The organism is Ruegeria sp. HKCCA5463 (assembly GCF_013034175.1).
GTDB lineage: Bacteria > Pseudomonadota > Alphaproteobacteria > Rhodobacterales > Rhodobacteraceae > Ruegeria.
Genome location: NZ_WQFL01000003.1, coordinates 276,468 through 302,134, shown reverse-complemented (window position 1 = coordinate 302,134; position 25,667 = coordinate 276,468). Strand labels below are relative to the sequence as shown.

27 protein-coding genes and 2 pseudogenes are annotated in these 25,667 nt (G+C 52.9%); 13 read left to right on the top strand and 16 right to left on the bottom strand.

All coding sequences use genetic code 11. The features are described from left to right. Window positions 1-8 precede the first annotated feature (8 nt). The gene (locus GOW09_RS09725; RefSeq protein WP_253284216.1) at window positions 9-686 is read right to left on the bottom strand and encodes a LysR substrate-binding domain-containing protein; all 678 of its coding nucleotides are present in this window, start codon (window positions 684-686) and stop codon (window positions 9-11) included. Between the two features lie 48 nt (window positions 687-734). Continuing rightward, window positions 735-926: pseudogene (locus GOW09_RS22845) on the bottom strand (LysR family transcriptional regulator); the annotation flags it as partial. A 102-nt stretch (window positions 927-1,028) separates the two neighbouring features. On the opposite strand from GOW09_RS22845, the gene GOW09_RS09720 reads away from it, so the two are divergent. After that, on the top strand, window positions 1,029-1,895 hold the full coding sequence (locus GOW09_RS09720) for an NAD(P)-dependent oxidoreductase (protein WP_171117764.1): 867 nt from the start codon (window positions 1,029-1,031) through the stop codon (window positions 1,893-1,895). Window positions 1,896-2,065: 170 nt separating this feature from the next. Here GOW09_RS09720 and GOW09_RS22785 read toward each other — a convergent pair. The 7 genes and pseudogenes from GOW09_RS22785 to GOW09_RS09685 form a co-directional block, all read right to left on the bottom strand. Further along, a pseudogene (locus tag GOW09_RS22785) lies at window positions 2,066-2,317 on the bottom strand (PfkB family carbohydrate kinase); the annotation flags it as partial. A gap of 207 nt (window positions 2,318-2,524) precedes the next feature. Next, window positions 2,525-3,268 carry an SDR family NAD(P)-dependent oxidoreductase gene (locus GOW09_RS09710; protein ID WP_171117762.1) on the bottom strand — a complete coding sequence of 248 codons (744 nt, stop codon included), beginning with the start codon at window positions 3,266-3,268 and terminating at the stop codon, window positions 2,525-2,527. A gap of 54 nt (window positions 3,269-3,322) precedes the next feature. Then, window positions 3,323-4,195 carry an NAD(P)-dependent oxidoreductase gene (locus GOW09_RS09705; protein WP_171117760.1) on the bottom strand — a complete coding sequence of 291 codons (873 nt, stop codon included), beginning with the start codon at window positions 4,193-4,195 and terminating at the stop codon, window positions 3,323-3,325. A gap of 25 nt (window positions 4,196-4,220) precedes the next feature. Continuing rightward, entirely contained in the window at window positions 4,221-4,640 is a 420-nt protein-coding gene (locus tag GOW09_RS09700) for a heme-binding protein (RefSeq protein ID WP_171117758.1), read from the bottom strand. 19 nt (window positions 4,641-4,659) lie between these two features. Continuing rightward, window positions 4,660-5,946 carry a TRAP transporter large permease gene (locus GOW09_RS09695; RefSeq protein WP_058272447.1) on the bottom strand — a complete coding sequence of 429 codons (1,287 nt, stop codon included), beginning with the start codon at window positions 5,944-5,946 and terminating at the stop codon, window positions 4,660-4,662. Between the two features lie 2 nt (window positions 5,947-5,948). Next, window positions 5,949-6,482 (bottom strand): TRAP transporter small permease, encoded by a 534-nt coding sequence (locus tag GOW09_RS09690; protein ID WP_171117756.1) that lies wholly within the window; start codon window positions 6,480-6,482, stop codon window positions 5,949-5,951. Window positions 6,483-6,558: 76 nt separating this feature from the next. Next, window positions 6,559-7,533, bottom strand: a complete 975-nt coding sequence (locus tag GOW09_RS09685) for a TRAP transporter substrate-binding protein (protein WP_171117754.1) — start codon at window positions 7,531-7,533, stop codon at window positions 6,559-6,561. Window positions 7,534-7,855: 322 nt separating this feature from the next. Here GOW09_RS09685 and GOW09_RS22840 point away from each other — a divergent pair, with 322 nt between their 5' ends. Beyond that, window positions 7,856-8,524 carry a GntR family transcriptional regulator gene (locus GOW09_RS22840; RefSeq protein ID WP_171117752.1) on the top strand — a complete coding sequence of 223 codons (669 nt, stop codon included), beginning with the start codon at window positions 7,856-7,858 and terminating at the stop codon, window positions 8,522-8,524. A 189-nt stretch (window positions 8,525-8,713) separates the two neighbouring features. Here the strand turns inward: GOW09_RS22840 and GOW09_RS09675 are convergent, their stop codons facing one another. Then, window positions 8,714-9,397, bottom strand: a complete 684-nt coding sequence (locus GOW09_RS09675; RefSeq protein WP_171117750.1) for an IS6 family transposase — start codon at window positions 9,395-9,397, stop codon at window positions 8,714-8,716. A gap of 230 nt (window positions 9,398-9,627) precedes the next feature. On the opposite strand from GOW09_RS09675, the gene GOW09_RS09670 reads away from it, so the two are divergent. Both GOW09_RS09670 and GOW09_RS09665 read left to right on the top strand, forming a co-directional pair. Next, a complete protein-coding gene (locus GOW09_RS09670; RefSeq protein ID WP_171117748.1) occupies window positions 9,628-10,200 on the top strand; it encodes a carboxymuconolactone decarboxylase family protein in 573 nt (190 codons plus the stop codon). Window positions 10,201-10,420: 220 nt separating this feature from the next. Continuing rightward, window positions 10,421-11,200, top strand: a complete 780-nt coding sequence (locus tag GOW09_RS09665; protein ID WP_171117746.1) for a methyltransferase domain-containing protein — start codon at window positions 10,421-10,423, stop codon at window positions 11,198-11,200. Between the two features lie 103 nt (window positions 11,201-11,303). Here GOW09_RS09665 and GOW09_RS09660 read toward each other — a convergent pair whose 3' ends face one another. The 3 genes from GOW09_RS09660 to mgtE are packed head-to-tail and all read right to left on the bottom strand — an operon-like array spanning window position 11,304 to window position 13,686. Next, on the bottom strand, window positions 11,304-11,792 hold the full coding sequence (locus GOW09_RS09660; RefSeq protein WP_171117744.1) for an NUDIX hydrolase: 489 nt from the start codon (window positions 11,790-11,792) through the stop codon (window positions 11,304-11,306). 21 nt (window positions 11,793-11,813) lie between these two features. Further along, on the bottom strand, window positions 11,814-12,263 hold the full coding sequence (locus tag GOW09_RS09655; protein ID WP_171117742.1) for a CBS domain-containing protein: 450 nt from the start codon (window positions 12,261-12,263) through the stop codon (window positions 11,814-11,816). A gap of 58 nt (window positions 12,264-12,321) precedes the next feature. Then, a complete protein-coding gene (mgtE, locus tag GOW09_RS09650) occupies window positions 12,322-13,686 on the bottom strand; it encodes a magnesium transporter (protein WP_171117741.1) in 1,365 nt (454 codons plus the stop codon). A gap of 96 nt (window positions 13,687-13,782) precedes the next feature. On the opposite strand from mgtE, the gene GOW09_RS09645 reads away from it, so the two are divergent. The 4 genes from GOW09_RS09645 to GOW09_RS09630 are packed head-to-tail and all read left to right on the top strand — an operon-like array spanning window position 13,783 to window position 16,508. Continuing rightward, window positions 13,783-14,061 carry a hypothetical protein gene (locus tag GOW09_RS09645; RefSeq protein WP_171117739.1) on the top strand — a complete coding sequence of 93 codons (279 nt, stop codon included), beginning with the start codon at window positions 13,783-13,785 and terminating at the stop codon, window positions 14,059-14,061. Window positions 14,062-14,066: 5 nt separating this feature from the next. After that, the gene (locus GOW09_RS09640) at window positions 14,067-14,549 is read left to right on the top strand and encodes a RimK/LysX family protein (protein ID WP_171117737.1); all 483 of its coding nucleotides are present in this window, start codon (window positions 14,067-14,069) and stop codon (window positions 14,547-14,549) included. 13 nt (window positions 14,550-14,562) lie between these two features. Next, window positions 14,563-15,468 (top strand): 30S ribosomal protein S6--L-glutamate ligase, encoded by a 906-nt coding sequence (gene rimK / locus GOW09_RS09635; RefSeq protein WP_171117734.1) that lies wholly within the window; start codon window positions 14,563-14,565, stop codon window positions 15,466-15,468. A gap of 5 nt (window positions 15,469-15,473) precedes the next feature. Next, window positions 15,474-16,508 carry a succinylglutamate desuccinylase/aspartoacylase family protein gene (locus GOW09_RS09630; protein WP_171117733.1) on the top strand — a complete coding sequence of 345 codons (1,035 nt, stop codon included), beginning with the start codon at window positions 15,474-15,476 and terminating at the stop codon, window positions 16,506-16,508. Between the two features lie 47 nt (window positions 16,509-16,555). Here GOW09_RS09630 and GOW09_RS09625 read toward each other — a convergent pair whose 3' ends face one another. Then, the gene (locus tag GOW09_RS09625) at window positions 16,556-16,921 is read right to left on the bottom strand and encodes a hypothetical protein (protein ID WP_171117731.1); all 366 of its coding nucleotides are present in this window, start codon (window positions 16,919-16,921) and stop codon (window positions 16,556-16,558) included. Window positions 16,922-16,939: 18 nt separating this feature from the next. After that, a complete protein-coding gene (locus tag GOW09_RS09620; RefSeq protein ID WP_171117729.1) occupies window positions 16,940-17,188 on the bottom strand; it encodes a hypothetical protein in 249 nt (82 codons plus the stop codon). Window positions 17,189-17,445: 257 nt separating this feature from the next. Here GOW09_RS09620 and GOW09_RS09615 point away from each other — a divergent pair, with 257 nt between their 5' ends. The 4 genes from GOW09_RS09615 (at window position 17,446) to GOW09_RS09605 (ending at window position 21,287) form a co-directional block, all read left to right on the top strand. Further along, complete coding sequence (locus tag GOW09_RS09615) at window positions 17,446-18,297, top strand: LysR family transcriptional regulator (RefSeq protein ID WP_171117727.1); 852 nt, start codon at window positions 17,446-17,448, stop codon at window positions 18,295-18,297. Between the two features lie 182 nt (window positions 18,298-18,479). Then, the gene (locus GOW09_RS22320) at window positions 18,480-18,740 is read left to right on the top strand and encodes a hypothetical protein (RefSeq protein WP_217360264.1); all 261 of its coding nucleotides are present in this window, start codon (window positions 18,480-18,482) and stop codon (window positions 18,738-18,740) included. A gap of 125 nt (window positions 18,741-18,865) precedes the next feature. Then, entirely contained in the window at window positions 18,866-19,834 is a 969-nt protein-coding gene (locus tag GOW09_RS09610) for a zinc transporter ZntB (RefSeq protein WP_171117724.1), read from the top strand. A 121-nt stretch (window positions 19,835-19,955) separates the two neighbouring features. Next, the gene (locus tag GOW09_RS09605; RefSeq protein WP_171117722.1) at window positions 19,956-21,287 is read left to right on the top strand and encodes an MFS transporter; all 1,332 of its coding nucleotides are present in this window, start codon (window positions 19,956-19,958) and stop codon (window positions 21,285-21,287) included. 1,147 nt (window positions 21,288-22,434) lie between these two features. Here GOW09_RS09605 and GOW09_RS09600 read toward each other — a convergent pair. Then, window positions 22,435-22,674 (bottom strand): hypothetical protein, encoded by a 240-nt coding sequence (locus tag GOW09_RS09600; RefSeq protein WP_171169361.1) that lies wholly within the window; start codon window positions 22,672-22,674, stop codon window positions 22,435-22,437. A 409-nt stretch (window positions 22,675-23,083) separates the two neighbouring features. On the opposite strand from GOW09_RS09600, the gene GOW09_RS09595 reads away from it, so the two are divergent. Then, the gene (locus GOW09_RS09595) at window positions 23,084-25,582 is read left to right on the top strand and encodes a hypothetical protein (protein WP_171117718.1); all 2,499 of its coding nucleotides are present in this window, start codon (window positions 23,084-23,086) and stop codon (window positions 25,580-25,582) included. The last annotated feature ends 85 nt before the right edge of the window (window positions 25,583-25,667 follow it).

Below are 25,667 nucleotides of genomic sequence, written 5' to 3'. Positions count from 1 at the left end.
AACAACGGTTATATCAAGTGAGCCGGCGTCCATCTGAAAAGGCTTTTCTCATATTCGGTAATTGAGTTCGAAAGCCACTTCTGAAACACTTTTGCCGCTGGGCGAACTGGTCCAGGCAGCGTGACGAGGTGATATCCGATCTGCGGGATTGGATCATCGAATAGCGCCACGAGATCTCCAGACTTCAATTCATCAGAGATGAATGCCGGAACTGTCGCCCCGACACCATCACCCCGGCGGATTCCATCAAGCAGCATGTTGCCCGGCAGGCGAACAACTCTCCTATCGTCATCGGGTGGTACTCCAACCTTTTCCAACCACAAGTCAAATTCGACCGAAGCCTGTTCCTGAAGAAGAGTAAAGTCGAGCAATTCAATTGGGTCTTTGAGCACTCGCTCCCCAATCAATTCTTTTGCAGCGACCACAGTCAGACAGCCAGGTAGCAACATTTGCGAGACCAGTCCCGACCAGCGCCCGGTGCCGTATCGAATGGCTATGTCAATGCCCCCTGGTTTGAGGTCGACAGCTTGGATTGTTGAGTCGATCCGAAGCTCAATATCCGGAAACTCCTGAACAAACGTCGATAGACGCGGCATAAGAAATGCGCTTGAAAACATCGGTGTCGCACTGACCACCAGCGGGCGAACCGCCTCTGCACTTGATATGCTCTCAGTCAGGGACGCCATTGAGGCGAATGCTTCATGTAAACCTGCCGCTAAGAATTCCCCCTGTGCGGTCAGAGCGATACCGTGTCGCGTCCGAGAAACGAGTTGGGTTCCTAGATACTGCTCCAGTCCTCGGATTTGTTGGCTGACTGCGGAGTGGGTCACATTCAGTGCCGCTGCCGCGCGGGTCAAGTTCCTAAACTCTGCGGCGGCGGCAAAGGCTCTGAGAGACGTCAGCGAGGGTAAAGTGTGCCAATCCATAAGTCAGAAAATCTAACAATACAGAAATATTTACAACTACGCGTTTTCTCAATTCTTACGCATGCTGACGTGGAACACCAATGACCAGAACAGGAGAAAACCATGGCAACGCTTGCGGTACTCGGATTGGGCAACATGGGTTCGGCGTTGGCGCATTGCCTGCTCAAAGCAGGTTACAGCGTCTGCGTCTGGAATCGGACACCTGAAAAGACAAAGTCGTTTGCAAAGGTAGGTGCAGTTATTTGCGCTTCGCCAGAAGATGCTGTTGCAGCGTCCGAATTCGTCATCGTCTGCATCAAAAGTCACAAGGAAACTATCGATTTGATCAGCGGTCTAAGTGTATCGTTGAAGGAAAAAACAATCTGCGACATGAGCACCGGCGACACGTCCGATGCTGATTCACTGGTCTCATTTCTCAGCGAAAAAAACGCAGACTACATGTTGGGCATGATCAATGCCTACCCTTCAGGCATCGGTAGCAGCGACACCACTATCCTCACCGTGGGCAGTGCCGGAACCTGGGATCGCTACGGCGAAGTGATAAGGTCTCTGGGGGGAAAATCCGCTCAGATCGGTGAGAAACCCGCAGCTCTTGCAGCACTTTTTGCCGGTCTCTTCACTGTCCGGCAGGGGTTCATGTTTGGGATGATATTCGGCGCACTGGTTTGCCAGAAAGCAGGTGTTCCGATGCAGGTCTATGCCGATCAACTCCCTGCCACGATCAAATTGGTAAATGACTATTACGATCTCTTTGCCCGAACTGTTCCGACCGAGGACTATGACGACGCTGAAGCCTCGTTGAAAGTCTACGCATTGGCCCAGGAGGACGCTCTAAAGACGTGCGTTTCTCTGAATGCACCGGCTGACTTTATCCGAATTATGCATGACCGCACAAAAGCGGCGTGGGAGGATGGATATGGAGACAAACAATTAACCTCTTTGGTCAAGCACATGACGGAAGCCTGTTGATATCGAACGCTTACTGTCAAAATGGCCATTCGACTTGACAAACAATCGGTTGCAAAGTTGCGTACATGGGACTGCGAAGTTTCGTCGCCAATGTCCGGTTTGGGCTGAACGCGCCAGTGAAACAACCGAAGAAAGGGCGGCTCAGGGTTCAAGATTGCCAGAGTGACGCCCGAGAAATAGATGAGATCTGATTGCGTCATGGCATGGGCAAGTGCTTGCTTGTCTTGGGCCAATAGGCGTGCGGCCGACTGGCCGCGCCAATAGGTAAAACTACGTTCCCCGTTATTTAGCGTGATAAGATACAACTCCACTGAACGGTTTGGCACGATCCGCACCTGCTGGGTGTTGACTCCGCTTTCGCGCATCGCACCCAGCATCCGGGACGAGATGGCATCATCTCCGACGGCGGTAAAATAGGACAAGGGCGTTTCGGGTGTGAGTTAGGCCAGATACCAAGCTGTATTGAACGTGTCTCCGGCGAACCCCATTTGATACGTGCTTGGCGCGTCAGTTGGGGCCATTTCGGCCATGCATTCACCTATCGCTAGAATTCGCGTACTCCGGTTTCCATTACTTCGAAGTTTAACAAACGGTAGCGTTCGACAATTAGGTAACCTGTTTTGCAGTGGTCACGAGAACAGCATCCCACCATTGATATCGACATTGGTCCCGGTCAGATAAGCCGAGTCCTCGCTTGCCAGAAACGCCACGAGGTTCGCAACATCTTGAGACTGGCCTTGCCGCTTGAGCGGCGCAGCAGCTTCTAGCCCGCGACGGCCTGCATCGGGAGTATGGATATTATGGAAATCCGTGTCGATCATGCCTGGGCAGATTGCATTGACACGGATATCGGGGCCGAGTTCTTTTGCAAGACTACGGGTGAGCGTCATGACCCCGCCTTTTGACGTTGCATAAGCCGATGCACCAGGGCCACCACCGTCGCGACCCGCCTGACTGGCGATGTTTACAATGGCCCCGGATTTCATATGCAGCAGTGCCGCTTTGACCATAAGAAACGTGCTGGTCAGGTTGAGATCCATGACAGCCTGCCAATGCTCAAGCGACATCTCGGTGATTTTCTTGCGCGCAATCAAACCTCCGGCATTGTTCACCAGAATGTCCAGGCTGCCATAGGTATCGACCGTCTTGGCGATCAACGCATCGACCTCTTCGGGTTTGTTCAGGTCACCTTGCATTGCAAACGCCTGTCCACCGATCTTTTTGATCTCGGCTACGGTTTCCTCGGCGCCGGCACTACTGGCGAAGTAGTTCACCGCGACATTCACCCCTTCGGAGGCGAGTTTGACAGCGCAGGCGCGTCCGATATCGCGGCCACCACCCGTGACAATTGCGGTCTTTCCCTGAAGTCTCATGGTTGTTCTTTCCCGTTCAATTGGTGCTGCTATGCGTGACTGATGGATCTGACGCTAAAGCTTGGCAAAATAGTCGAAGATTTCCGGTACGTTGCCGTCGCCCATGCCTGCGTCCGCAGCTGCCTGAAGGTTGTTCGCGGTTCCTTCAGCGATCTCGGCACGAGTGCCCACGTCCTCGGCCAGCTTCAAGAAGTAACCAAGATCCTTGTTGGCGTTGTTAATCGAAAACCCCAAATCGCTGACACCATCCACCGCGTAGTTCTTACAAAACTGCATAAAGGGGGAATTGGACGGCCCAGCTGACATGATGTCAAAAAGCTGCTGCTTGTTTACCCCTGAGCGTTCAGCCACAGCAAAGGCTTGGCTCATGGTGCAAGCCGTCGTCATTCCCATAAAGTTGTTGATGAGCTTGGTCACGTGGCCCGCACCCAGTTCGCCGAGGTGAAAGACATTTTCCCCCAGTACATCCAGGACAGGCTTCACCTTCTCAAAGGTGGCCATATCCCCCGCGGCCATGATATTCAGCAAACCATCCTTGGCGTGCATGGGCGTGCGTCCGAGCGGTGCGTCAACCATACCAGCACCTTTGGCGGCCAAATCAGCGCCAATTTTTCGTGTGGACGCTGGGATGGAAGTCCCAAAGTCAATGACCACAGCACCTTTTTTTATGCCTGCCAGGATGCCGTCATCGCCATAGATCAGGCTTTCGACAACTTCCGATGTCGTTACACAAAGCATCACGATGTCGCTGTTCGCAGCAAGCTCTCGTGGGGTCGCAACCTCCACAGCGCCGCGGTTGACTGTGGCGGCCACCGCTTCCCTGTTGCGGCCCATGACAACCAAATCGAAACCGTTGTTTTGCAGGCATTCTGCCATGTTGCCGCCCATGAGACCGAGGCCGATGAAACCGATGACGGGTTTTGTCATATCTGACTCCTTAAACTCTTTCTAATTAGACTTCGCAGAGCGCTGTGACCGCTGCATGCGCGACTTCGAGATCTTGCGCTGGTGAGCCCGAGCTCACTCCGATCCCGCCGACAACATGTCCGTCAACCGTCACAGGGAGGCCACCTGCAACGGTCACCATGCGCCCCCCCAACGATGAAGATATTCCATGTGCGGCCATACCCGGCTGATTAGCTTCACCAAGAGCGTCCGTACCTTTTTGGATGCCGGCCGCGGTGAAGCTCTTGTCGATGGCTAGGTTGATGCTGGTGATCTTGCCGCCGTCCATCCGCTCAAACGCGATGAGGTTGCCGCTTTCGTCGGTGACGGCAATACACATTGGCACGCCGATTTCCTGCGCTTTGGCTCGCGCTCCTGCGATCAACTTGCCCGCGTCATCGATGTCCAGGCGTCTTATTGTCAGCATCACCACATTCTCCTTTGATTTAGGGGCCAATGATCAGGTTCGGCAGCGTCAGCGATATTGCCGGTACAAAAGTGATCAGCATGAGCGCGGCAAAGATGGCGAGGTAGAAAGGCCAAATAGTTTTGACCGCTTTCTCCATCGGTAGTTTTCCTACAGCACACCCCACAAAGAGACAGGTCCCGACAGGTGGCGTGCAAAGACCAAGACCGAGGTTCACCAAAAGGATCATACCGAACTGCAGCGGGTCGATACCCAGCATGTTCATCACCGGCAGGAAAATCGGCGTGCAGATCAGGATCAACGCGGCCATGTCCATGATCATCCCCAAGAGCAACAGCACAGCGTTGATCATCAACAAGATCAGGATCGGGTTTTCTGTGATACCCAACAGGAATTCGACTGTTTTTGTCGGCACCCGGTTGAACGTCAGCATATAGGCAAAGGCACCGGCGCAGGCGATCAGGATCATCACCATAGACGTTGTGCGCACCGAAGAGATAACGGCGGTTTTGAAGTTTTCCCAGGACAGGCTGCGATAGACTACAAGCGTCACCACAAAGGCATACATTGCCCCGAACGCGCCGGATTCAGTCACCGTAAAGACGCCTGACAAGACCCCTCCGACAATGATCACGGCCGTCAATAGACCCGGAATCGAACCCACAAAAGCAATGGCAAGTGCGGTCCAACCTGGAAACTGCTCGGCCTGATAGCCGCGCTTGACCGCTACGACGTATGCTGCAATTGCAAGGCAGCAACACATAAGGACGCCGGGCACAACGCCAGCCAGAAACAGTTTTGAGATAGAAACCGCACCGCCCGTTGCAAGGGCAAAGATGATCATGTTGTGGCTGGGCGGAATGATGATCCCGGCAATTGATGACGTCACTGTGACGTTCACCGCATAGTCGGCATCATAACCTTTGTCTTTCATCACCGGGATCAGGATCGACCCAAGCGCCGAGATATCGGCAATTGCCGATCCGGAAATGCCACCAAACAACATGGACGAGAAGACATTGACGATGCCAAGTCCACCGCGCACAGCGCCTACGGCGGCCTGCGCAAACCGAACCAACCGGATCGCGATACCACCGTGAAACATAAGCTCGCCCGCAAAGATGAAGAACGGGATCGCCATTAGGGAAAAGACGTTGATCCCCGACACGATACGCTGGAATCCAACAAACAGCGGCAATCCTTCAAACCAAAAGGAAGCCAATGCAGCAATACCAAGGGCGTATGCCACTGGCGCGCCTATGATGACACATAGGGCAAAAACCCCCAACAGAATCATGAGTCCCATGACTATCCCTGATCTATGTTGTCTTGGCGTTCGTCTCGGCCCAGAAACAGGCGGATCAAATGGCCAGTGGAAAAAAGAAACACTAAAGCGCCGCTGATTGTCAGAGGCAAGGATCGCAAGCCTTCTGACCATTGGATGAGCGGGATCAGGGTGTTCCATTTGAATATTGTCAGCTCGATCCCGTACCAAAACATCAAGCCACCGAAACCTGCCATCAGGACATCAGTGAGCACGACGAAACCCGTTCGCACAGAGGGTGGGACTATATTGCGGAACACGACAACAGAGAGGTGCGTGTGATTGTGCACACCCGCAGCCGCACCGAGAAACGCGATGACCATGACCAAAAGCAGTGAAACCTGCTCGACCCAAGTGGGTGTGTTGTTCAGAACGTAGCGCCCGAACACCAGCCAGGCAAAGATCGCTGTCATAACGACAATGGCGACGCCAGACAGCAACATGCAAACTCGTGCGAGTAGATCAAGAATCCTGTCCATGTTGCGCATGGCGGCAGGGGGGGTATCGGGCTCTTGCATTGGATTTCCTCTGAGACAAACCGCCCGGCATCCAATTGGCGGAGCCGGGCGCTCAAAGTTGAACTGTTAAGACAACTTATTCAGTGGCTTGCGCCATTTCTACCAACGCTTTCATGTCAGGATTTGCAGCCAAGTAGTCTGCATAAACCGATTCCATTGCAGACTGGAATGGGCCTTTGTCGGCGATTTCATTGACGGTGATGCCGGCCGCTTCAACATCTTTACGCGCTTGTTCAGAGCCAATTGCCCAAAGCTCACGCTGGACCAATGCGGCTTCTTCTGCTGCACCGCGCACAGCGGTTTGCAATGCAGGAGACAGGGCATTGAATTTGGCCGTGTTCACGCAGATGCACTCGGGGATAATCAGGTGCTCGGACAAAGAATAATTTGTGGTCACTTCATAGTGACCGACATTCTTGAACGACGGGAAGTTGTTCTCCGCACCATCAACAACGCCGGTTTTCAGCGCTTGCTGAACTTCGGAGAAGGCCATTGGCGACGGGTTACCGCCCATAGCTGAAATCATAGATGTATAAAGATCGTTGTTCATCACGCGGATTTTCAGACCTTCGACATCTGCGGGCGTGTTGATCGGCTTTTGACTGTAGAAAGAACGCGCACCGGCATCAAACCATGCCAGTGGCAGAATGCCTGCTTCACCCATCGCAGATGAGACAACCTCACCGGCGTCGCCGTCCAGCACGCGGAACATGTGCGGCACATCTTTGAAGATGAAAGGAAGCGATACAAGGTTAGCTTCTTTCACCATTGGGCCAATGGGACCGAGGTTGAAGTTACCAACCTCGATTGCCCCGATACGAACTTGTTCTAGGGCATCCGGTTGGGAGCCAAGAACACCTCCGTGGAACACATCGACGGTAACTTCGCCTTCTGTAGCAGCGTTAACCAGTTCGGCGAACTTGTCCATTGCAGCCGTGTTGGGATGGCCGTCGTTGTGGATATTCCAGGCCCGCCAGTTTTCGGCTGAAGCTGACGTTGCAATGAATGCCACAGCGGTCGCAGTTGCAAAGAACGATTTCGTGAAAGTCATGGGTTCTCCTCCCCGGTTAATTTTGGACAGGATTTGGCTTTCATGGAATTTCAGAGATCGTAAGCCACGTAGCTTTCGATTTCCCCCAAGAACCAGAATCGCTGCTGTCCTTAAAGGGACACTAGTATCCAAGTTATGTCAACAGTAGGCATCTAGTATGTCAGATTGCTTGACAGTCGAAAGCGCAGGGCATTTGATAGGTGACGGGCATATATTGGTTCACTCAAGCAAAGTGAAATAGAATATTCTTTTTATTTCAATGTTATAACAGTGAATCTGTAATTTGAAACGTGACTAAGGCAGAGGGCGCAAGCAACATACCGTGGAAGAAATTGTCAGACGAACCACAACCGATGCGGTCTATGAAGCGCTACACGACGAGATCGTTTCGCTAAAAATTCTTCCCGGTACAAAGCTATCCGAAACAGAGGTAGCCAGCCGATTCGGCGTATCACGCCAACCTGTTCGCAACGCATTCACAAGGCTCGGCAACGAAGATCTGCTCTTAATACGACCACAAAAGGCGACCGTAGTTCGAGGATTTTCTATGGAGCGTGTGGCTCTCGCGCGGTTGGTTAGAATGGCGGTAGAGCTAGAGATCGTCCATCGGGCAATGGAAGTTTGGGACGCAACACGTGAAGCAAAACTTGCAGAGAATCTCGCCTTACAAGAGCAGGCAATCAGTGATGGTGATCTATCGGCGTTTCACTCTCTGGACTATGATTTTCACAAACTGATCTACGTGCTCAGCGGCAATCCGATGGCATTTGAAGTAATGCTAGAATCCAAGCAAAAGGTTGACCGGCTTTGTATGCTCAGTCTTGAAAAGGGCAGTGCCGCAGACGCCATCCTCGCCGATCACCGAGAGATTGCACAGGCCATGGCGGCAGGAGACTATGAACAAGCACAAGCCGCTGTTAGAAAACACCTGTCCCGCCTCGACGAAACCATCGAGTTCATTCACAAGACGCACCCAGGCTACTTTGAGTAACCTAGGGTGTGTCGCAGCTACGGGAGCAACAAGTTTGCGGTGAGAATCTCTGATTTGTCATCTTCACCGATTTCACCGATCGACTTCTCGCTTGGCTCAAAATATCTAGTTTCTAATAATAATAGAAGCCTGAAGGGGCTTTGTCGCACTTTTTTCTGAAGTCTGAGTGCCGCTTGAAATTTGCTGTCTTTAGATGGCTAGTTCCGCAAACTGCTTGAACGGACAGAATCCGAGTCCGAACTGACCCTTTCGGATCATCTGCGAAACTTCAATCCCGTCAAGCGTAGCGGAAGCAGATTCAAAAGATTTGAAGCCGAGCATTGGTCGGATCCGGCGTTTAATAAATCGGTGGTCTTGTTCAATTATGTTGTTTAGGAATTTCCGTCTCACCATCTGGATCGGGATCGGGCAACCAAAGCCCTTCAACATCTTGTTGACGGCTTTGATACCGGCCGTGTTGGCGCCGCTTTTGTCGATAACAGTCTTGCTGGGCAATCGGTTTACTTCGAGCGCACGAGCGAAAAATTTAGTCGCTGCAGCTTTGTTCCGCCGTTTTGACAGCATGAAATCAAGGGTCTTACCGTGTTTGTCGACAGCGCGGTACAAGTAGACCCATTCACCTTTGACGCGCACGTATGTTTCGTCCATTCGCCAGGATCGATCGCAGCATTGCTTCTTACGACGCGCCCGGTCGGCGACCAGAGGGGCGTATTTAACGATCCAACGGTTCAGTGTCGCGTGATCAACCGAAGTGCTTCGCTCAGCCAGAATTTCTTCCAGATCCCGGTAGGATACAGAATAACGAAGATAGAAGAACACTGCGTGTAGTATCATGTCCCTTGGGAAGTGAGCGCCTTTGAATGAGATTGTCACGACCTGCCCCTGTCTGTTTTGAGCACGCGTCTACCAAAACTTCCGTCGGCCTAACAGGTTCGCTCAAAGTTTGCGACAGAGCCCCTGGGGTGTCGTCAGGCAAACCTGCCGTTCGCAGTATTCCAGCAGAATCTCTGTGCGGAACCCGGAATTGCTTTAAGGTAGCGTACACATCGTTGCTTCCTCACTTTGAGGCAAAGCTATCCATAGCAAGATTGAAAGAAAACTGAATGAAACGTCTTTTTCCATCTCTGCCCGAGAACGCAACACTGGGAAGTGTCTATCAAGCCTTTCCAGACAAGCTTTCTCCGCTTTGTGCATACGAAAGCCTGGTGATGAGGGGTGAAAGCGACCTCTCGGTTGCTGAACGTGAATTGATTGCAGCCTATGTCTCTGGCTTGAATGCTTGTGCGTATTGCCATGGGGCGCACATCGTTTTCGCCAAAGCCTACGGCATTGAAGTCGAGACAATCGAAGCACTGATGGAAGACCGCGATACGGCACCGGTCGAGGATCATCTCAAACCGTTACTGGCTTACATTGAAAAGCTCACCGTCTCGCCATCACGAATGACAGAAGCCGACGCGAAAGCAGTCTACGCGGCAGGCTGGTCAGAGAGCGCATTGTTTGATGCTATCCAGGTCTGCGGTGTCTTTAATCTCGTGAACCGCTTCATAGAAGGAACAGGTGTTCAAAGCCCTGGCACCGATCCAAGAGATGCGGACGAGGCCACTTTAAACCGATGCCGCAGTGACAGCTTCTATACCGATTTTGGACGCGAGAACGGCCTCGACATCCCTTGAATTGATGTTGTTCGAACTTTCAAACGACGACAAAAAGCTGGTCCGATAAAACGGCAGATGCGTCCTTCGCTCTCGGGGTTAAATCATTCGTCGATACCAGTCGGCACCTTCAGTTATTTTGGTAGATCCATGTTCAAGCCTCAATGATCCGTCTGCTTTTCGTAGATAACCCATTTTCTGATAAGGTTTGGAGACTTGTGGTCTTTGTAAGGGGAGCGAGTTGCTTAAATTTGACGCTGAAACAACGAGATTACTTGAAATCGCCTATCAGGGAGCCGAATTGACGCGGCGAAGACAGGCTTCATTTAATGCGCTGCGCACGGCTCCCGGTGAGACTATTTTGGATGTCGGTTGTGGCAACGGGATGTTAACAGCGGAGTTGGCTCGCGCAGTTGGCTCGGATGGCTATGTCATCGGGATCGACCCAAGCGAGGATATGACAGCAGCCGCAAGAGAACGATGCAGTGACTACGCAAACCTGGAGTTTCGCGCTGGTGCCGCAAATAGCTTGCCCATTGAGGATGAGAGTGCTGACAAGGCCGTCTCGGTACAGGTCTTTGAGTACATCGACGATATAGACGGTGCACTGGATGACACGCTGCGGTGCGTCAAACCCGGCGGGCGGCTTGTCATCAATGATCTCCACTTTGGTAGCTTAATCTGGTTCAGCGGCGAGCCTGACAGAATGCAAAAAATGCTAACTTCTTGGAACCAACACTTTGTGAGTGGTTCCCTCCCGGAAAGACTGCCCGCACTGATAAAGGCTCGCGGCAACTTTGTGGAAGATGTCTTGCCGTTCACAATGACAGATTACCAGCTAAAGCCTGATGGCCTCGCAATCATGATGATGCACCTCACGAAGCAATACGCTGTCGCAAATGACCATGTTGAACCCGCTGTTGCGCAATCGTGGTTTGACGAACAGCATAGCCTTGCAAAAGTCGGACGCTTCTTCTTTTCGATGACCCAATTTATCGTCGTGGTGCACAAAAAGGGTTGACCGTCTGGCCCCATTGCCCGGCATTTCGATGATACCATTGTTAGTCTTTTCCAGATTGGTCCAACACGGTGTAACAGTTCCGGGGCGAGCAGATATGTGCACACTAGACACTGGGGTATTTCTTCAACATTTTTCGCAACCAGTCTGGCCGAGCATCAATGCTCGAAATCATTGCTCCCAACTCCGGTTCACACACACTCTTTGCCGCTTGCTCGGGTGAGAACCAGCACCTTGTTCGCTCGTGTTTTTCCTTCCACTTCTTGCTGAGTTTCTGCACAACCATCGGGTAGAGTGTCACGCGGCAAGTTATTGCGGTGCCGTCATTGAGGATTTTGTTGTAGTCGTATGTCCCGACCGGTGTTTTGGAAATAGCGCCTATTGCGCCTGCTTCCTCCCAGGCTTCGATCTTCGCGGATGACCAAGGACTTTTTCTCTTGTTCGTCCATCCCTTTGGTGGAACCCAACGTCCTGTATCTCGGGACGTCACCATCAACACCTCTACCTTAGAAGCGTTTGACAGTCTCAAAGGCAGCGCTGCAGCCTGCGCATACAGCTTACCTGTCGTATCGGCGGCCCTTCTGGTTTTGCTCATTTATGCAGTTGCCATTACGTCTCAAACAACAAATCGACCGGGTTTATTGCGTTCTCTGTCGCGCAATACTTTCAGTTCCAATTCGTCTTCCTCATGAATCCTTGCCAGTATCTCTTTGCTGCTAACGACGGAATAAGGCTCGCCGCGTTGGGTGACGACTAAGTTTCGAATGTCGTGTTTCGCCATCAGATTGAGAGCGGTTGAAAGCTTCGAGCCAGTTGCACATGTAATTGGTTTCTCTGTCATCCAGTCATCCACTGTTTGTTCGTAGAAGGCCGAACCTGAGTCCGCGAGACACAACAGCACGTCGTGATCCGTGATGATCCCGACCAACTTCCCATCCTCAAGGACCGCAAGCGCGTTCACCTCCAATAGCGCAATGGTCACAGCCGCTTCGAACACCGTTGTGTCGGCGTCGCAGAACGGGCGTCTTTTCAGATTCTGTGTTTCGACAATGCTTGAGATCGTCATTCTTTATTCCTCATGAGAAGGCACCCGGCCGAACTGATGGTTCGGGTGCGGGAAAGCGTCAAACCAGAAGTGGCATCATTGCGGTTGCAAGGCTCAATACGAGGAAGAACCCCGCCATGTCGGTTATAGTCGTCAATAAAGGGCCGCTGGCGACGGCGGGGTCCTGACCGATGCGCTTCAACAGCAATGGTAGAACACCGCCAATGGACACGGCGACGACGGTGTTGAGCCCAAGTGCTCCACCAATCACCAGCCCCAGAAACGGATTGCCTTTCCACATCCAGGCAACGACGCCAATTAGAAGCCCCAGAACGAACCCATTGATCACCCCGACCGACACTTCTTTGAACCAGACACGCATGGCGTCGATGGGCCGGACAAGGCCGAGGGACAACTCGCGCATGCTGACGGCGACGGCCTGATTGCCCGAGCAGCCGCTCATGTCGGACACCATCGGCAGAAACACAGCCAGCGCGATAACGGCCGCGAGGGTTTGTTCATAGGCGGCGATCACACTGGCGGCGATCACATTGAGAACAATGTTGGCCGAGAGCCATTGAAGCCGTCGCCTCGCCCGAAGCGGCAGTGGCATCGACCGAAGTTCATCACCGAAAACACCCTGGCGTTTCAAGCTGGCCGATTCCGCACGTTCCAGAAGGGCTTCATCGACGGCAGACCGCGAGACGACGCCCACCAGATGCCCGTCCGCCTCCACGACCGGTAATCCAAGAAACGGGTGTTCATCGAACAAGTCTTCTAATTTCTCCAGCGGCATGTTGGCCGGGACGGCAATTGGAGGCGCCATGATATCGGTCAAACGCGCGCTTCGACGAGTGGACACGAGACTGCGTAATGAGACCACTCCAATTGGGGCACCATTCGAATCCAGCACATAGGGATGCTGACCCCGATAGCGTTCAAGGTCATACTCTTCATTTGCGAAGCGCCTGAGCACTCTTCCCACTGTATCGGTTTCGGAAAACGTGAAGGCTTCGGCAACCATGAGGCCTCCTGCAACATCATCCTCATATTCCACCAGCCGACGTACATTTGCGGCGTCCCCAGGATCCATCCGGGTAAGGATCGCTTCCGCATCTGCGTCTTCAAGCTCTCCTATGACATCAGCCTGAACATCGGAATCCAGCTCTTCGATGACCTCTGCGGCCTGCTCAGACTCCATGCGCTCGACAAGGTCGACCGCCATCGCGTTCGGAGCCTCTTCGACAAGTTCGGCAGCCAGTTCCGGTGACAGCAAAGATAGTGCGGCACTCCGCTGCTCTACTGGCAGATTGAGCAGTTCACGCAGGGCATCGCTCAACGGAAGCGGATCAAGCAGTTTTGCGAGCTCAGCCCCGTCACGCTCTGCCAGGGCTTGCTGCAACTGCGCTTCCAGTTCCTTCGGGATAGTATCGATGTCTCTCATCTTCGTTTCATTGGTGGAGATTCTGTTCAGTGAAAACCCTATAGCAGAATATTTTTGTCTATAGACAAATTATTTTTGTCAATATAGGTAAAAGTCATGCTTGAAAGTGACTGGACATCTATGACCGCCGTACGCCTGGCCGAACTTTACGATCAGGACTTTGGCGGTAAGCCAAATGGACGCTATCGAATCCCGGACAAGCTCGTCCGTCGGATCGCAGGGCGTAGACGTTTATACGAAACAGACATCCGTGCACTGTCGGTTGCACTTTTTGAACTTGGGTACGTGTTAATCGACATGGATACGTTCTATGTCGTGATGAGCGCCAATTCGTTTGTGAACTACAGACGTGCCAACGATGATTGCTTAGAGTAAATGCTATGGTGAAGCGTGTCTCAAACCCAGAAATCATAGGTTGGCGTGAACGCATAAGCCTGCCCGAATTCGGAATAGAGAATATCCCGGCCAAGATAGACACCGGTGCAAGAACCGCAGCACTCCATGCTGTGGACCAGACAGTGTTTGAAATTGACGGCGAGCGATGGGTCGAGTTCATGATACCAGTCCAAAACCGCCGTTCACCAAACCGGGTTCGAACCAGGGTTGTCGACGAGCGCGAAATCAAGAACACAGGTGGTGTCCCCGAACGTCGATTGATCGTGAGAACGCAGCTTTTGCTCGGACGGCATCGATGGCAGATCGACGTCTCTCTGGCCAACCGCGCGAAGATGGAATTTGACTTGATTCTCGGCCGCACAGCCATTCGCAGGCGCGGTATCCTTGTCGATCCGGGTCATTCATATCTACTGAAAGCACCAAAACACCTAGCAATACCAAGAAAAAAGCTAACATCAAAGACATAGAGGGAGGCCGAGAATGAAAATTGTGATGCTGGCCCGGAACCCTGATCTTTACTCGCACAAGCGCCTCAAGGAAGCCGCCGAACAGCGGGGGCATGAACTTGATGTCGTAAACACGCTGCGCTGCTACATGAACATAGCGTCGCGTCGACCGGAGGTTTACTGTGACGGCAAAAACCTCGGACACTACGACGCGGTGATCCCCCGGATCGGAGCATCGGTCACATTCTATGGATTGGCCGTGCTGCGACAGTTCGAGATCATGGGGGTCTTTCCACTCAACGAATCCGTGGCTATCGGCAGATCTCGCGACAAGCTGCGCTCTATGCAGCTCATGGCACGGGACGGGATAGGCTTGCCGGTCACGACCTTCGCCCATGACCCTAAACAGACCGATGAAGTCCTCAAGCTCGCGGGCGATGCACCGCTGGTGGTCAAGCTTCTTGAAGGGACGCAAGGCATTGGAGTTGTCCTTGCTGATTCAAACCGATCAGCCAAATCTGTTGTCGAAGCCTTTCGCGGCGCAAAGGTCAACATCATGGTGCAGGAATTCATCAAAGAAGCAGGTGGCACCGATATCCGAGCTCTTGTGGTTGGTGGAAAAGTCATTGCGACAATGCAAAGGACGGGTGCCGAGGGTGAGTTTCGATCCAATCTACATCGGGGAGGAAGCGCCAAGTCCATCAAGATCTCTCCCGAGGAACGCTCCACAGCTGTACGAGCGGCCAAGACGATGGGGCTGAATGTCTGCGGTGTAGATATGCTGCGCGCTAATCACGGGGCGGTGGTCATGGAGGTGAATTCCTCACCCGGATTGGAAGGGGTGGAAAAGGCGACCGGGATCGATGTTGCGGGCAAGATCGTCGAGTTCCTGGAAAAGAACGCCACCAAGGGAAACACCAAGACACGCGGGCGCGGATAACAGCCATGCGCGAGCCATTTGAAATCGGCGGTTTCACCGTCCCGGCAGGCACGCGGACTACGCTGGACCTGCCGGTGAGCGTGATGTCCGATCATACGCCGGTCAGCATGTCAGTGCATGTGGTTCATGGCCGCCGCCCAGGGCCGGTCCTGTTTGTCAGCGCGGCGGTTCATGGCGATGAAGTGATTGGCGTCGAAATCGCACGGCGATTGCTACGGGCCCCTCAACTCGACAAGATCGCGGGCACGTTGCTGGTTGTGCCTATAGTGAACGCGTTCGGCTTCATGACCCAATCGAGATACCTTCCGGACAGGCGCGACCTGAACCGGTCTTTTCCCGGTAGCGAGGGCGGATCATTGGCGGGCCGCCTCGCACATATCTTCATGACCGAAATTGTTGAGCGTTCCGATCTCGGTATCGATCTTCATTCTGCCGCTATTCATCGCACCAACCTGCCTCAAATTCGAGTTTCCCCTGCCTCGGATGCAACGATCAGATACGCCGATGCGTTCGGTGCACCGGTCGTCATGATTTCAAAGCTGCGCGACGGGTCGCTGCGAAAGGCAGCCCAAGAGCGCGGCGTCGATGTATTGCTGTTTGAAGGTGGCGAAGGGCTTCGATTTGACGAGCTTTCGGCGCGGGCGGGGCTCGCCGGTATTCTTCGGGTAATGAACGCGATGGGCATGGTTGCCAAGCGCGGGATCGCGTCTGTGCGTGAGGCGCCCGTTCATGCAAGAATGAGTTCCTGGGTACGCGCTCCGGCCGGTGGATTGCTAAGAACATTCAAGGCGGCGGGCGAATATGTAGAGGTCGGCGACTTGCTCGGCCGGATTTCGGACCCGTTTGGGGAAATCAGAATGGACGTTCTTGGAGAAGCGGACGGCATCATTGTAGGACGCACTAATTTGCCATTTGTGCACGAGGGCGACGCCTTGTTTCATATCGCCAAAACGACGAGCGCGGATGTTGAAATGCGGATCGACATGATCGCCAATCAGCTCGACGGCGATCCAATGTTCGATGAAGACGAGATCATTTAGATAGTCTGAATGTAAAAACGCGGGGCAGTTGCCCGCCCCGCGCCAGGTTACGAGATTGCACGCAATCCGCGGCTCGCCATTACCTCCCATACGACGAGCGCGATCAGCGCTGATCCCGTTAGCCATGCATTGGCCGTCGCCACAATATGGCCGGTGAAGCTCAGCGACGTTGGAGCCGCGATCAATAGGAACCCCAGAGCTGAAACCGGAGCCACCCGTGCGAGAAGGTGGCTCCGGCCGTCAGCGCCGGACATGACCAGAACAACAATGCCAGTTGCCATGAAGGCGATTGCTTCAAGTTCAGCCATGCCCTGCAACAGTGTTTCCTCCCGAAACAGGACAAAGGGGGACAAAACCAACCAAATACCCATCGCGGCAAGCAGCCATTTGTGGGGCGGGATTGGCTTCCTCATAGCCGTGACAACCTTTGCTTACTGATCACCTGTGGGACCAGGGAGAAGTTCTGCGTCAACGGCGGCAACCAATTCGTCGTCATTGATGAAACCATCTGCATTCGCATCGATCTCCAGGAAGAGATCATCCGAGACTTCAGGATACTTGGTCTGAAGCTCTGCCAGAGACGCCAGGCTATCACCGTCCATGTCAAGATCAGCGGGCATAGCGAATGCCGGAACAGCAAACAGCGAAGAGAGAAGAGCAACAACAGAAACTCGACTCATTTTGTTTTCTCCATGAGAAAATGGGCTTCTTGCCCATTGTGGGGTTGGTGCAGCGCTCCGGTGTGGGTGGCAAATTCACAGGATTCAGATTGCAACGGTTCCTCAGCTCGGGATCTCCACTACAAACGAGAATTGTTGATTGGCGTTCCGATCTGGTGGGGGCACTTTCGCGCTACATAGAGAGTATGGCACACACGTATCTTGTTGAATAACGAATTTTTCTCGCCGATAATATCGGATATTCAAATAGGTTGGCTATGGATATTGAACTTGCTCGAACTTTCCTCGCGGTTGTTGAAACGGGCACCTTTTTCGATGCTGCGAACAAAGTTCATGTCACGCAATCAACAGTCAGCATGCGAATTCGAACGCTTGAGCAACAGCTTGGTCAGCCGGTGTTCAAACGTGGTAAGTCAGGCGCAACACTGACCATTGCAGGGCGGCATTTCCTGAAACACGCTCAGGTTCTGGTGCGCACCTGGACACAGGCAAAGCTGGACGCTGGTCTTCCCGCCACCATGGCAGCAGCGTTGGAAATCGGCGCGGCGCCAAGCCTTTGGGACGGATATCTCATAAATGCCTTGCCAGATCTAATGACATCGCTACCCGATGTTGCAATCAGAGCATCAGCCGCTACTTCCGAAACACTGACGCGCGAGATTGAAGAAGGAAAACTGGACCTTGCAATCATGTATCGGCCGCGAAGCGTGTCGAGCCTCTCTGCATTACAACTCTTTGAAGATGAGTTTGTTCTTGTCACCAGCGGCCCGTTGGCCCTTCCAACCGTTCACAGCGTCAACTATGTCTTTATTGATTGGGGCCCTGAGTTCCGAGCAGACCATTTGTTGAACTTTCCGGAGCTTGACACGCCGCGCCTTCAGCTTGGCATCGGAACCCTGGGCCTTCAGTATCTGAAGTCAGTTCCTGCAGCCGGGTACTTTCCCAAGCGTGTGATTATGCCAGAGCTTGAAGAAGGCTGGCTCGCATTGATAGAGGCTGCGCCGCGCTTCGCATACGCAGCCTATGCGGTGTTTGATGAGAGCGACGTTGATGGGTTGCCGGGCCAAGCCGCAAAACAGCTTCGCAGCCTCGCGGCCTCCGTTTGTTGAATACGAGTTAGATTAATTCCGAAACCAAAATCTCAGCTCAAAGGAAGGGCTGAACCCAGACCACAAGCCCCCTTAATCTCATCGCCGAGCCTTGAAGTCTGACATCGCCGAGATATCGCTGATTGCGTTACGTGGGGTTTTGGAAGCATGTGAGTAAGTGAAAGTGCAACTTTCAAAAAACTGTGGAACTACTTGAACTCAAGGCTGCTCTTGCAAACGGGTTCTGTGATCACTGCGGCGCCACGGTATCGAAACTGATCCAACTCGGGGAGATTCTGGAACTCTGCGGACCGGAACACTGTTTTGACTATGAGACCGGCGAGAGTATCGAGGTCGCCATTGCGCTTTGCCTTTCCTACCACAAAGCCAATCATTTAGATGCGCAGCAACAGCATGACCCTTGCCACATTTCTGCGCGGCGAAGCCGGGATGGTCTGGATTGATTGCCCAGACCCTAGTGCGGAAAGGTATTGCATAGGAGTAAAGCTGCACACTCTTAAAAGGCAATCCGTGTTGCGGCCAGCATCAGTGGTCTTAACTTTCCAACCCACATAAAGAAGGATTGCCAATGAACACCCAAACAGTCTCTCCCATCTGCGCGTTTGATATAGTAGCTGGCCAAGCAGTCCCCGTCTCTTCAGAGTGGCTAGAACCCTTTGCAAGGCAGCAAAACGGTTACCGCTGGATTCATTTCGACCTCGCCGACAGCGGCTTAAGGCAATGGGTATCCGAACAACTGCCAAACATAGCCGCGCAAGCATTGCTTCAATCCGAAACGCGACCACGATGTGATCTGCACGAGGATGGCATCATCCTGAACCTGCGCGGCGTTAACCTGAACCCTGACGCGTCTCCGGAGGATATGGTTTCTCTAAGGCTCTGGGCCACGGAAAGAACCATCGTATCTGCCCGTGTGCGCAAAGTCTGGGTAGCAGATAGTCTTCGCCTAAAAGCCGAAAGCGGTACGGGGCCGGAAAGTGTTGGTGCATTTTTGGCAGAACTTGCTTCGGGGCTCACAAAGCGGATTGAGGCTGTTTCCCTTGAACTTGAAGACGAGACAGACTCTCTCGAAGAGGTTGGGCTTTCAGGAAATGAAATCAAACCAGAGAGCATTGCGCGATTGCGGCAAACGGTGATCAAACTTCGGCGCTATATCAGCCCGCAACGCGATGCGCTCGATGCTTTGTCCTCATTGAAAAGTAGCGTAATTCAAAGCGACGCATCCGTATTGGTCAATGAAACCGCGAACCGCACTCGCCGTACGCTTGAGGAACTGGATGCAAGCCGGGACCGCTTGACAGCCCTTCAGGAGCAAATGGACGCCGAACACGCGAATGCGCTTGCTCGAAACGGCTATCTCTTGTCTGTCGTGGCCGCGATCTTTCTGCCACTCGGATTTCTGACTGGACTGTTTGGCGTGAATATTGCTGGAATGCCCGGCTTGAGTGGGCCCTTTGCGTTTTGGGCGCTGACACTGGCGTCGGTTGCCATCGGAATTGCACTTTACGTCGTATTCAAACTCTCGAAGTGGTTGTAGCGAAAGCAGATTGCCAAAGGTTGACCAAACTGCTGGACAGAAAGCCTTGATCACCTTCGCCAAATCGCGTTTGCGAGCAAAATAGCTTCTCATTTCCCAATTTGACATTAGGCTGGAGCCGATGTTCCGACAGCTCTTACCGATATCAGCGCTACTTCTTGGATCAGGGCTTCTTCTATTTGCAGGTGGTGTCCACGGTCTGATACTTCCCGTTCGTGGATCCTTCGAAGGTTTTTCCGCCAGCTCTCTCGGCCTTTTAGGAACGGGGTGGGCAGTTGGCTATGTAGCAGGATGCCTTGTTGCACCAAGGCTTGTTGGGGCAGTAGGGCATATTCGAACCTTCGGCGTAATGTGTGCTCTCGCTGCCGTAACGATCCTTTTCCAGGCCGTTGTAGTGGAAACGTGGGCTTGGATACCGTCGCGCGCAGTATCAGGATTTTGTTTTGCTGGCGCAGCAATGATCGTCGAATCTTGGCTCAACGACAAGGTTGAACCCAATACGCGTGGTACAGTCTTTGGTGTCTACACGATGGTTAACCTGGGTGCGGTGACAGCCGGTCAGATGGCTATCTCACTGGGAGATGCAACGGGTTTCATTTTCTTTGCCGTAGGCGCGATGGTCTATTGTTTGGCGCTTATACCAACTGCCCTGTCAACCTCGGCATCGCCAGCACCCCTGACATCTGTGCGTCTCGATCTACCGGCGTTGTGGCGAAACTCACCAGTTGCGGTCGCCGCGGTCTTTCTTGTTGGCATTTCAAATGCAGCATTTGGGACTCTTGCTGCGGTGTATGCGGATCGCGTTGGGCTAACACTTACTGCAATAGCTTTGTTCGCGAGTATTCCGGTTTTGGCCGGAGCTTTTGCACAAATTCCAATTGGATTTGCAAGTGATCGAATGGACCGGCGTAAAGTCTTACTTTTTACAGCGGTCGTAGCTCTTGCTTCGGATCTGGCTTTTGTCCTTCTTGCGCCGGAGTCGCGCGTCATGAACCTTGCTTTGGTCGGGATGTTCGGCGCTGCAATTTTTGCGATGTATCCAATCATTGTTGCGCACGCGAACGACCATGCACCACCTGGAACGTCCATCCAAGTCTCAGGCGGCCTTTTGATGGTCTTCGGCTTAGGTTCAATTGTAGGGCCGTTGATCGCTGGTTTCGCCATGACAGCACTCGGGCCGCGGGGTTTGTTTCTTACAACCGTCGCAGCGCATTGCCTGATGATACTATTTACGATTTGGCGAATTCTCACTAAGTCCGCAGTTCCCGAGGGCGAGAAGACTGCATTTAGAGTCAGCGCTCCCGCAAGGGTGGTTACGCCTGAAACTGCCGTCCTTGCTGCCGGTGAAGATGAAGCAATTTCGCTTGCTGACGCTGAGAGCGAGCTGGGCGCCCATCCCGATGTGAAAGGTAAATTGGCTCCAAATTCAAGTTCCGAAAACAGTCTGCCCTGATCGTTGCAAATTTTTTCGCCACGCGCGATGCTGGTCCACTGCCAGCGTGAGAGTAATACCGTCCGCCCAAGACGCTCAATAACCGCTGGAAGCGCCGGAGCGACAAGAGCGAATTTGCCCGAACCACGGCGTGGATGACGGATATTTGCGCGCCAGAGTGGGACACCGGCCTCTATCAAAGACGAGTTGAATTGTGACGCTATTTTCACGGGATCGCCGGAGTTTCGACCTTCATTCAACCTCATTGCTAACCTCTTACCATTGGACACGGCGCAACATGGGAGGAGCTCCAATAAATTGCCGACTGTCAGCAACGAAGTTATCAAGTATATCACAAACTCTTCTCCGCTCGAGACCATGAAGGATTAGGGCGCCGGGGCCGGCGAGATGAGTGGAAAACTGTTTCCTTCACAAAAGCCAGCGATGGCTTCTTCCTAGATGGCGAGGCGCATTTCCATTCTGTCCGCGCGGCTTGAGACAACGGCCTTACCGATACGAACCCGCTCGTTGACGACACAGGCGGAAGTATCAACCAGGACACAGAACAGAAAGTTCAAGTTATGTTTTCAGGTCCGTACCTCGATGCGTTGGCGAAAGGCTTAGGAAGAGCTCTCAAGATCAAAGAATGGAAAGATAACCCCAACAAACCGTCAATCGGCCACCCGTAGGTAGCCGCGCAACGGAATTTGGTTTCTGAATCCAAGATGACTAGGACAATTCATTGACCCGGCCCCCTGAAAACCATTCTGGATGTGAAATCGAGTCTTTGCTTCGTTTCGAGCAGTAATACTATCAACAGCCGCCTATCACAGTCCGCTCCTGGGAATCCGCAATGCAGCAATAAACATCCGCGCGGACAGCAACTTTGGACCGCCATATGACAGGTTGTAGGAAGAAATCATAGTATTGACTCAGATTTCAGCATAAACGAGCAATTTGAACCAAGTTGGTTGCGCCAATTCGCTGACCATCGGTTTCAGCTGGCGTATATCGGTTCCGTAACACCCTCCAACTACTTGAACCTACGGATTCTTCCGTGCAATCGCGGCAGTCTGCTTTCCAAGCTCAATTGGATCGCCTTGGTCCAATTCATCTGCTTCGCCAAGTTCCGCATGCGAGCAACTCGAAGCGTTAGCCACCACGTCTTTCAGTCGGGGGTGGTTGCCAAGCGCTCCGGCGAAATGAGCCGGATGAACGCAATTGACAATAAAAACAGCGCTACCGCCTCGGTAGCCCCGTCGATCTTATCAATTCCGTCCACAAGTTTGGTTCCGTCCGCCAGGTATCCGTCTGTCTCTACAACCAGATACATGATGATCGGCAGATGCACCACCAAAACGGCGCGTGGTCTGATCGGTGGGAACAAAGTTTGCCACAGAGCTTCCACCCAGTTGGCGTTTCGAAGGTCGGCTTCGATTATCAGAGTTATCTGGTTAACTATACAGAACACCGTTTTCGAGCATTATACCCAAAACGCTTTGGGTTTGAGTTCGCGGCGCGGCTCAAAGGAAGGAAAGCATACTAAAGCCCTACTTTTTGCAAAGCCTACTCTCGCGGCCCGATGCAGTTAATGATCGCGTTCAACAGCTCATTTTCGTTTCCACTCGTAAAGCTGTCCTTCATGCTTGTTGCAGGCAGTTGGGCCTTCTTTAGGCAGATCAAGCCGTCGCGCGGAACACTCTGACCGGTCAACTTAAACGCCTTGGTTCACGCAATTGTTTGTGTATCATGTCACCAAACGTTGCCGCCTTACAGATTTGCACAGTCCTTAGCCGAACTTCTGCGGAGTGTCGTTAATGCACGCCATCGATGATCTCGGATGGCCTGAAGCGTACATTGAGCTTCTGCCGCTGATAACTGACCGCTGGTTGGTAAAGGATGAGATTTATTTTCACCGGCAGCTAAGTGCCGGTAAGTCCGGAGCCCTAGTTTATATTGTCGACATTACATGCGACACGTTCAGCGGCCAGGCCATACTTAAGTTCGACGCCCTGCCCGATCCGGAATGGAATGAAAAGGCCGAAAACCAAAGGCATCTGGAAGCGTTTGAAGCGGTTCCCGCGTTTGGATCAAAGCACCTGGCGCGCGTCGTCCACTCTTTGGAACACGAGGGTAAGATTGCGATCCTGTCCACCGTTGTGGCGCAAGGACTTGAATACTCACTTCCCTGGAACGATTGCGGCTATGAGCCGGCCTTGAACGTTCTAGAGCGGCTGTCGAGAAGCCTGCTTGATGACTGGAATATCGATTACGAGATGGCGCCTGGCTTGCACTCGCCTCAGGATCTGCTTGCTGGATGGCTCGGCTACAGATTGGATCCTGAGCCAGGCCGGCTACATCACTTTCTTTTGGATGTTTGCGGACATGACCCGCACGAGCGTTGTCTTATGTTTGAAGGGCATTGGTACCCAAACCCGCTGGCCTTTGCCTTTGAAAAGAACCTGCCGGGCCGGTTGAGCGTAAGAGCGGCAAAGGGACGGGTGCATGGGGACCTCCATGGCTACAATGTACTGGTTCGATCGCACCAGTCCCGCGATCCTGATTATTTTCTGATCGATTTGGCCATGTATGAAGACAAGCAATTCTTGTTTTACGATCATGCGTATTTCGAGATGGCGTACCTTCTGGCGCGGCGCGGAAACTGCATACCTGCCCAATGGGATGCCATCCTAGATGACTTAGGCCTCTTTCATTCGAAACACCACACATTGGGGCTTTGGCAGGATGACGTCGGCCTCGTCGAGTTCGTCAGAACTCTTCGGCGAGGCGCTATGAGTTGGGTCGAGCGCCACGAAAGCCATCGGCTAAGCTTTATGGAAAGCCAATACTTGCTGGCCCGTGTCGCCGTGGGCCTGAATTTTGCACACAAGAACCTCAACGTCGGCGCACGCAGCCACGCATTCTTGTATGCAGCTCACAATCTCAAAGACTACATGACGCTCAACAATGTTGAATGGCCCAGACACGGTCCAGTGTTCCGTTTTCCAGCGACACGGGGAGCTATGTCTGATTCTCAATCTAAGGCCGAAACGCTTGCACCAAGAACCGAGCCTCCACCCGAAAAAGATCGTCTGTTTGATCAGATGATCACTCAGCTTCCAGCGCCGCAAAAACCAGTAATCGCAGTGCTACCTTTCGACTGCCTTAGTGGGCAAAGCGACACCAACGGGTTTGTGGCTGGCATCAACCATGAACTTGTAACCGAACTTGCCAAAGTGGATTGGCTGTCAGTCGTCTCACCAACCTCCACCCAGCTCCTCAAGGATGCTTCTTTGGTTGGAGAAGAGATCGCACAACGTCTCGGGGCCCACTATTTGGTAGAGGGTTCCGTGCGTTATGACGATCAGCGCGTTCGCGTGACTGCCCATCTGGTAGATACATCGACCGGGCATGATCTTTGGGCTGATCGCCTGGATCACAAGACAGAAGATGTCTTTTCCTTGCAGGAGGAGATCGCGTCAGCCGTTGTCGGGCACATAGATTGGGAGTTACGGTTCGACTTGCGCGAACAAGCCCGGTTGAAACGTGGTGAGGTCAACGTTTGGGACAGGGTTCAAAAAGCGCTATGGCATCTCTTCAAATTCACAGATGAAGATACACAGAAGGCAAAGGATATTCTAACCAGAACTATCGACATCGCACCAGACTATGCACTTGCGCACGCGGTGATTGCGAACGCCGAGCTTCGGAAACTGTTCTTCGTCCAGGTCGATGATCGGGAAGAGGCGAAGGAACGCGCGCTATATCACGCAGAGCGGGCCGTGGCATTGGATGAACAAAGTAGTTTTGCGCACGCAAGTCTTGCCCGTGCCTACACTCAGTTCAACAAACACGATACCGCAATTGCAGAGGCTCAGCTCGCGGTCAGTCTAAATCCAAGCGCGGCAAACGCTCATTTGGTTCTTGGGTATGCGCATCTCGCAAACGGGCAGGCAAAGCTCGCGTTATCGCATTTCGAGACCGCTACCCGGTTTGGGCCATCGGGTCCTTATTTCAAGGTGAAATTGTTGGCTAAAGCCTTTTGCCTTTATGTTCTCGACAGTTTTGGCCAGGCCGAAAGTTGTGCGAGAACAGCATTGGAGGGAAAATCGGTTGATCCGTTCGGTCGCTATGTGCTGGCGGCAATACTGATTCGGCAGAAAGCCATAGGCGCCGCGAGACGAATGATTCGTCAGAGCCAAGAAAAACGCCCCGACATGACCTGTTCCCGCGTGCGTCTGGCATTCGAAAACCTGCAACAACGCGATATTGACAGGTTCGTTGAAGATCTTCGGGAAGCTGGGTTGCCGGATTGAGCTTGGCCCTTTTCGGTCTGCCTGGTGCCGCAATAGCACTTCTTTCGAATCGTTAAGCCAGATAAGAAGCCAGGCCCCGTGCCTC

Coding starts and splice junctions, on each gene's coding strand:
- GOW09_RS09615 (WP_171117727.1), top strand. CDS start 17,446: ATGGATATTGAACTTGCTCGAACTTTCCTCGCGGTTGTTGAAACGGGC.
- GOW09_RS09605 (WP_171117722.1), top strand. CDS start 19,956: ATGTTCCGACAGCTCTTACCGATATCAGCGCTACTTCTTGGATCAGGG.
- GOW09_RS09700 (WP_171117758.1), bottom strand. CDS start 4,640: ATGCTGACAATAAGACGCCTGGACATCGATGACGCGGGCAAGTTGATC.
- GOW09_RS09630 (WP_171117733.1), top strand. CDS start 15,474: ATGCGCGAGCCATTTGAAATCGGCGGTTTCACCGTCCCGGCAGGCACG.
- GOW09_RS09695 (WP_058272447.1), bottom strand. CDS start 5,946: ATGGGACTCATGATTCTGTTGGGGGTTTTTGCCCTATGTGTCATCATA.
- GOW09_RS09595 (WP_171117718.1), top strand. CDS start 23,084: ATGCACGCCATCGATGATCTCGGATGGCCTGAAGCGTACATTGAGCTT.
- mgtE (WP_171117741.1), bottom strand. CDS start 13,686: ATGAGAGACATCGATACTATCCCGAAGGAACTGGAAGCGCAGTTGCAG.
- GOW09_RS09625 (WP_171117731.1), bottom strand. CDS start 16,921: ATGAGGAAGCCAATCCCGCCCCACAAATGGCTGCTTGCCGCGATGGGT.
- GOW09_RS09720 (WP_171117764.1), top strand. CDS start 1,029: ATGGCAACGCTTGCGGTACTCGGATTGGGCAACATGGGTTCGGCGTTG.
- GOW09_RS09655 (WP_171117742.1), bottom strand. CDS start 12,263: ATGACGATCTCAAGCATTGTCGAAACACAGAATCTGAAAAGACGCCCG.
- rimK (WP_171117734.1), top strand. CDS start 14,563: ATGAAAATTGTGATGCTGGCCCGGAACCCTGATCTTTACTCGCACAAG.
- GOW09_RS09725 (WP_253284216.1), bottom strand. CDS start 686: ATGGCGTCCCTGACTGAGAGCATATCAAGTGCAGAGGCGGTTCGCCCG.
- GOW09_RS09670 (WP_171117748.1), top strand. CDS start 9,628: ATGAAACGTCTTTTTCCATCTCTGCCCGAGAACGCAACACTGGGAAGT.
- GOW09_RS09705 (WP_171117760.1), bottom strand. CDS start 4,195: ATGACAAAACCCGTCATCGGTTTCATCGGCCTCGGTCTCATGGGCGGC.
- GOW09_RS09640 (WP_171117737.1), top strand. CDS start 14,067: ATGGTGAAGCGTGTCTCAAACCCAGAAATCATAGGTTGGCGTGAACGC.
- GOW09_RS09645 (WP_171117739.1), top strand. CDS start 13,783: ATGCTTGAAAGTGACTGGACATCTATGACCGCCGTACGCCTGGCCGAA.
- GOW09_RS09710 (WP_171117762.1), bottom strand. CDS start 3,268: ATGAGACTTCAGGGAAAGACCGCAATTGTCACGGGTGGTGGCCGCGAT.
- GOW09_RS09660 (WP_171117744.1), bottom strand. CDS start 11,792: ATGAGCAAAACCAGAAGGGCCGCCGATACGACAGGTAAGCTGTATGCG.
- GOW09_RS09610 (WP_171117724.1), top strand. CDS start 18,866: ATGAACACCCAAACAGTCTCTCCCATCTGCGCGTTTGATATAGTAGCT.
- GOW09_RS09690 (WP_171117756.1), bottom strand. CDS start 6,482: ATGCAAGAGCCCGATACCCCCCCTGCCGCCATGCGCAACATGGACAGG.
- GOW09_RS09685 (WP_171117754.1), bottom strand. CDS start 7,533: ATGACTTTCACGAAATCGTTCTTTGCAACTGCGACCGCTGTGGCATTC.
- GOW09_RS09620 (WP_171117729.1), bottom strand. CDS start 17,188: ATGAGTCGAGTTTCTGTTGTTGCTCTTCTCTCTTCGCTGTTTGCTGTT.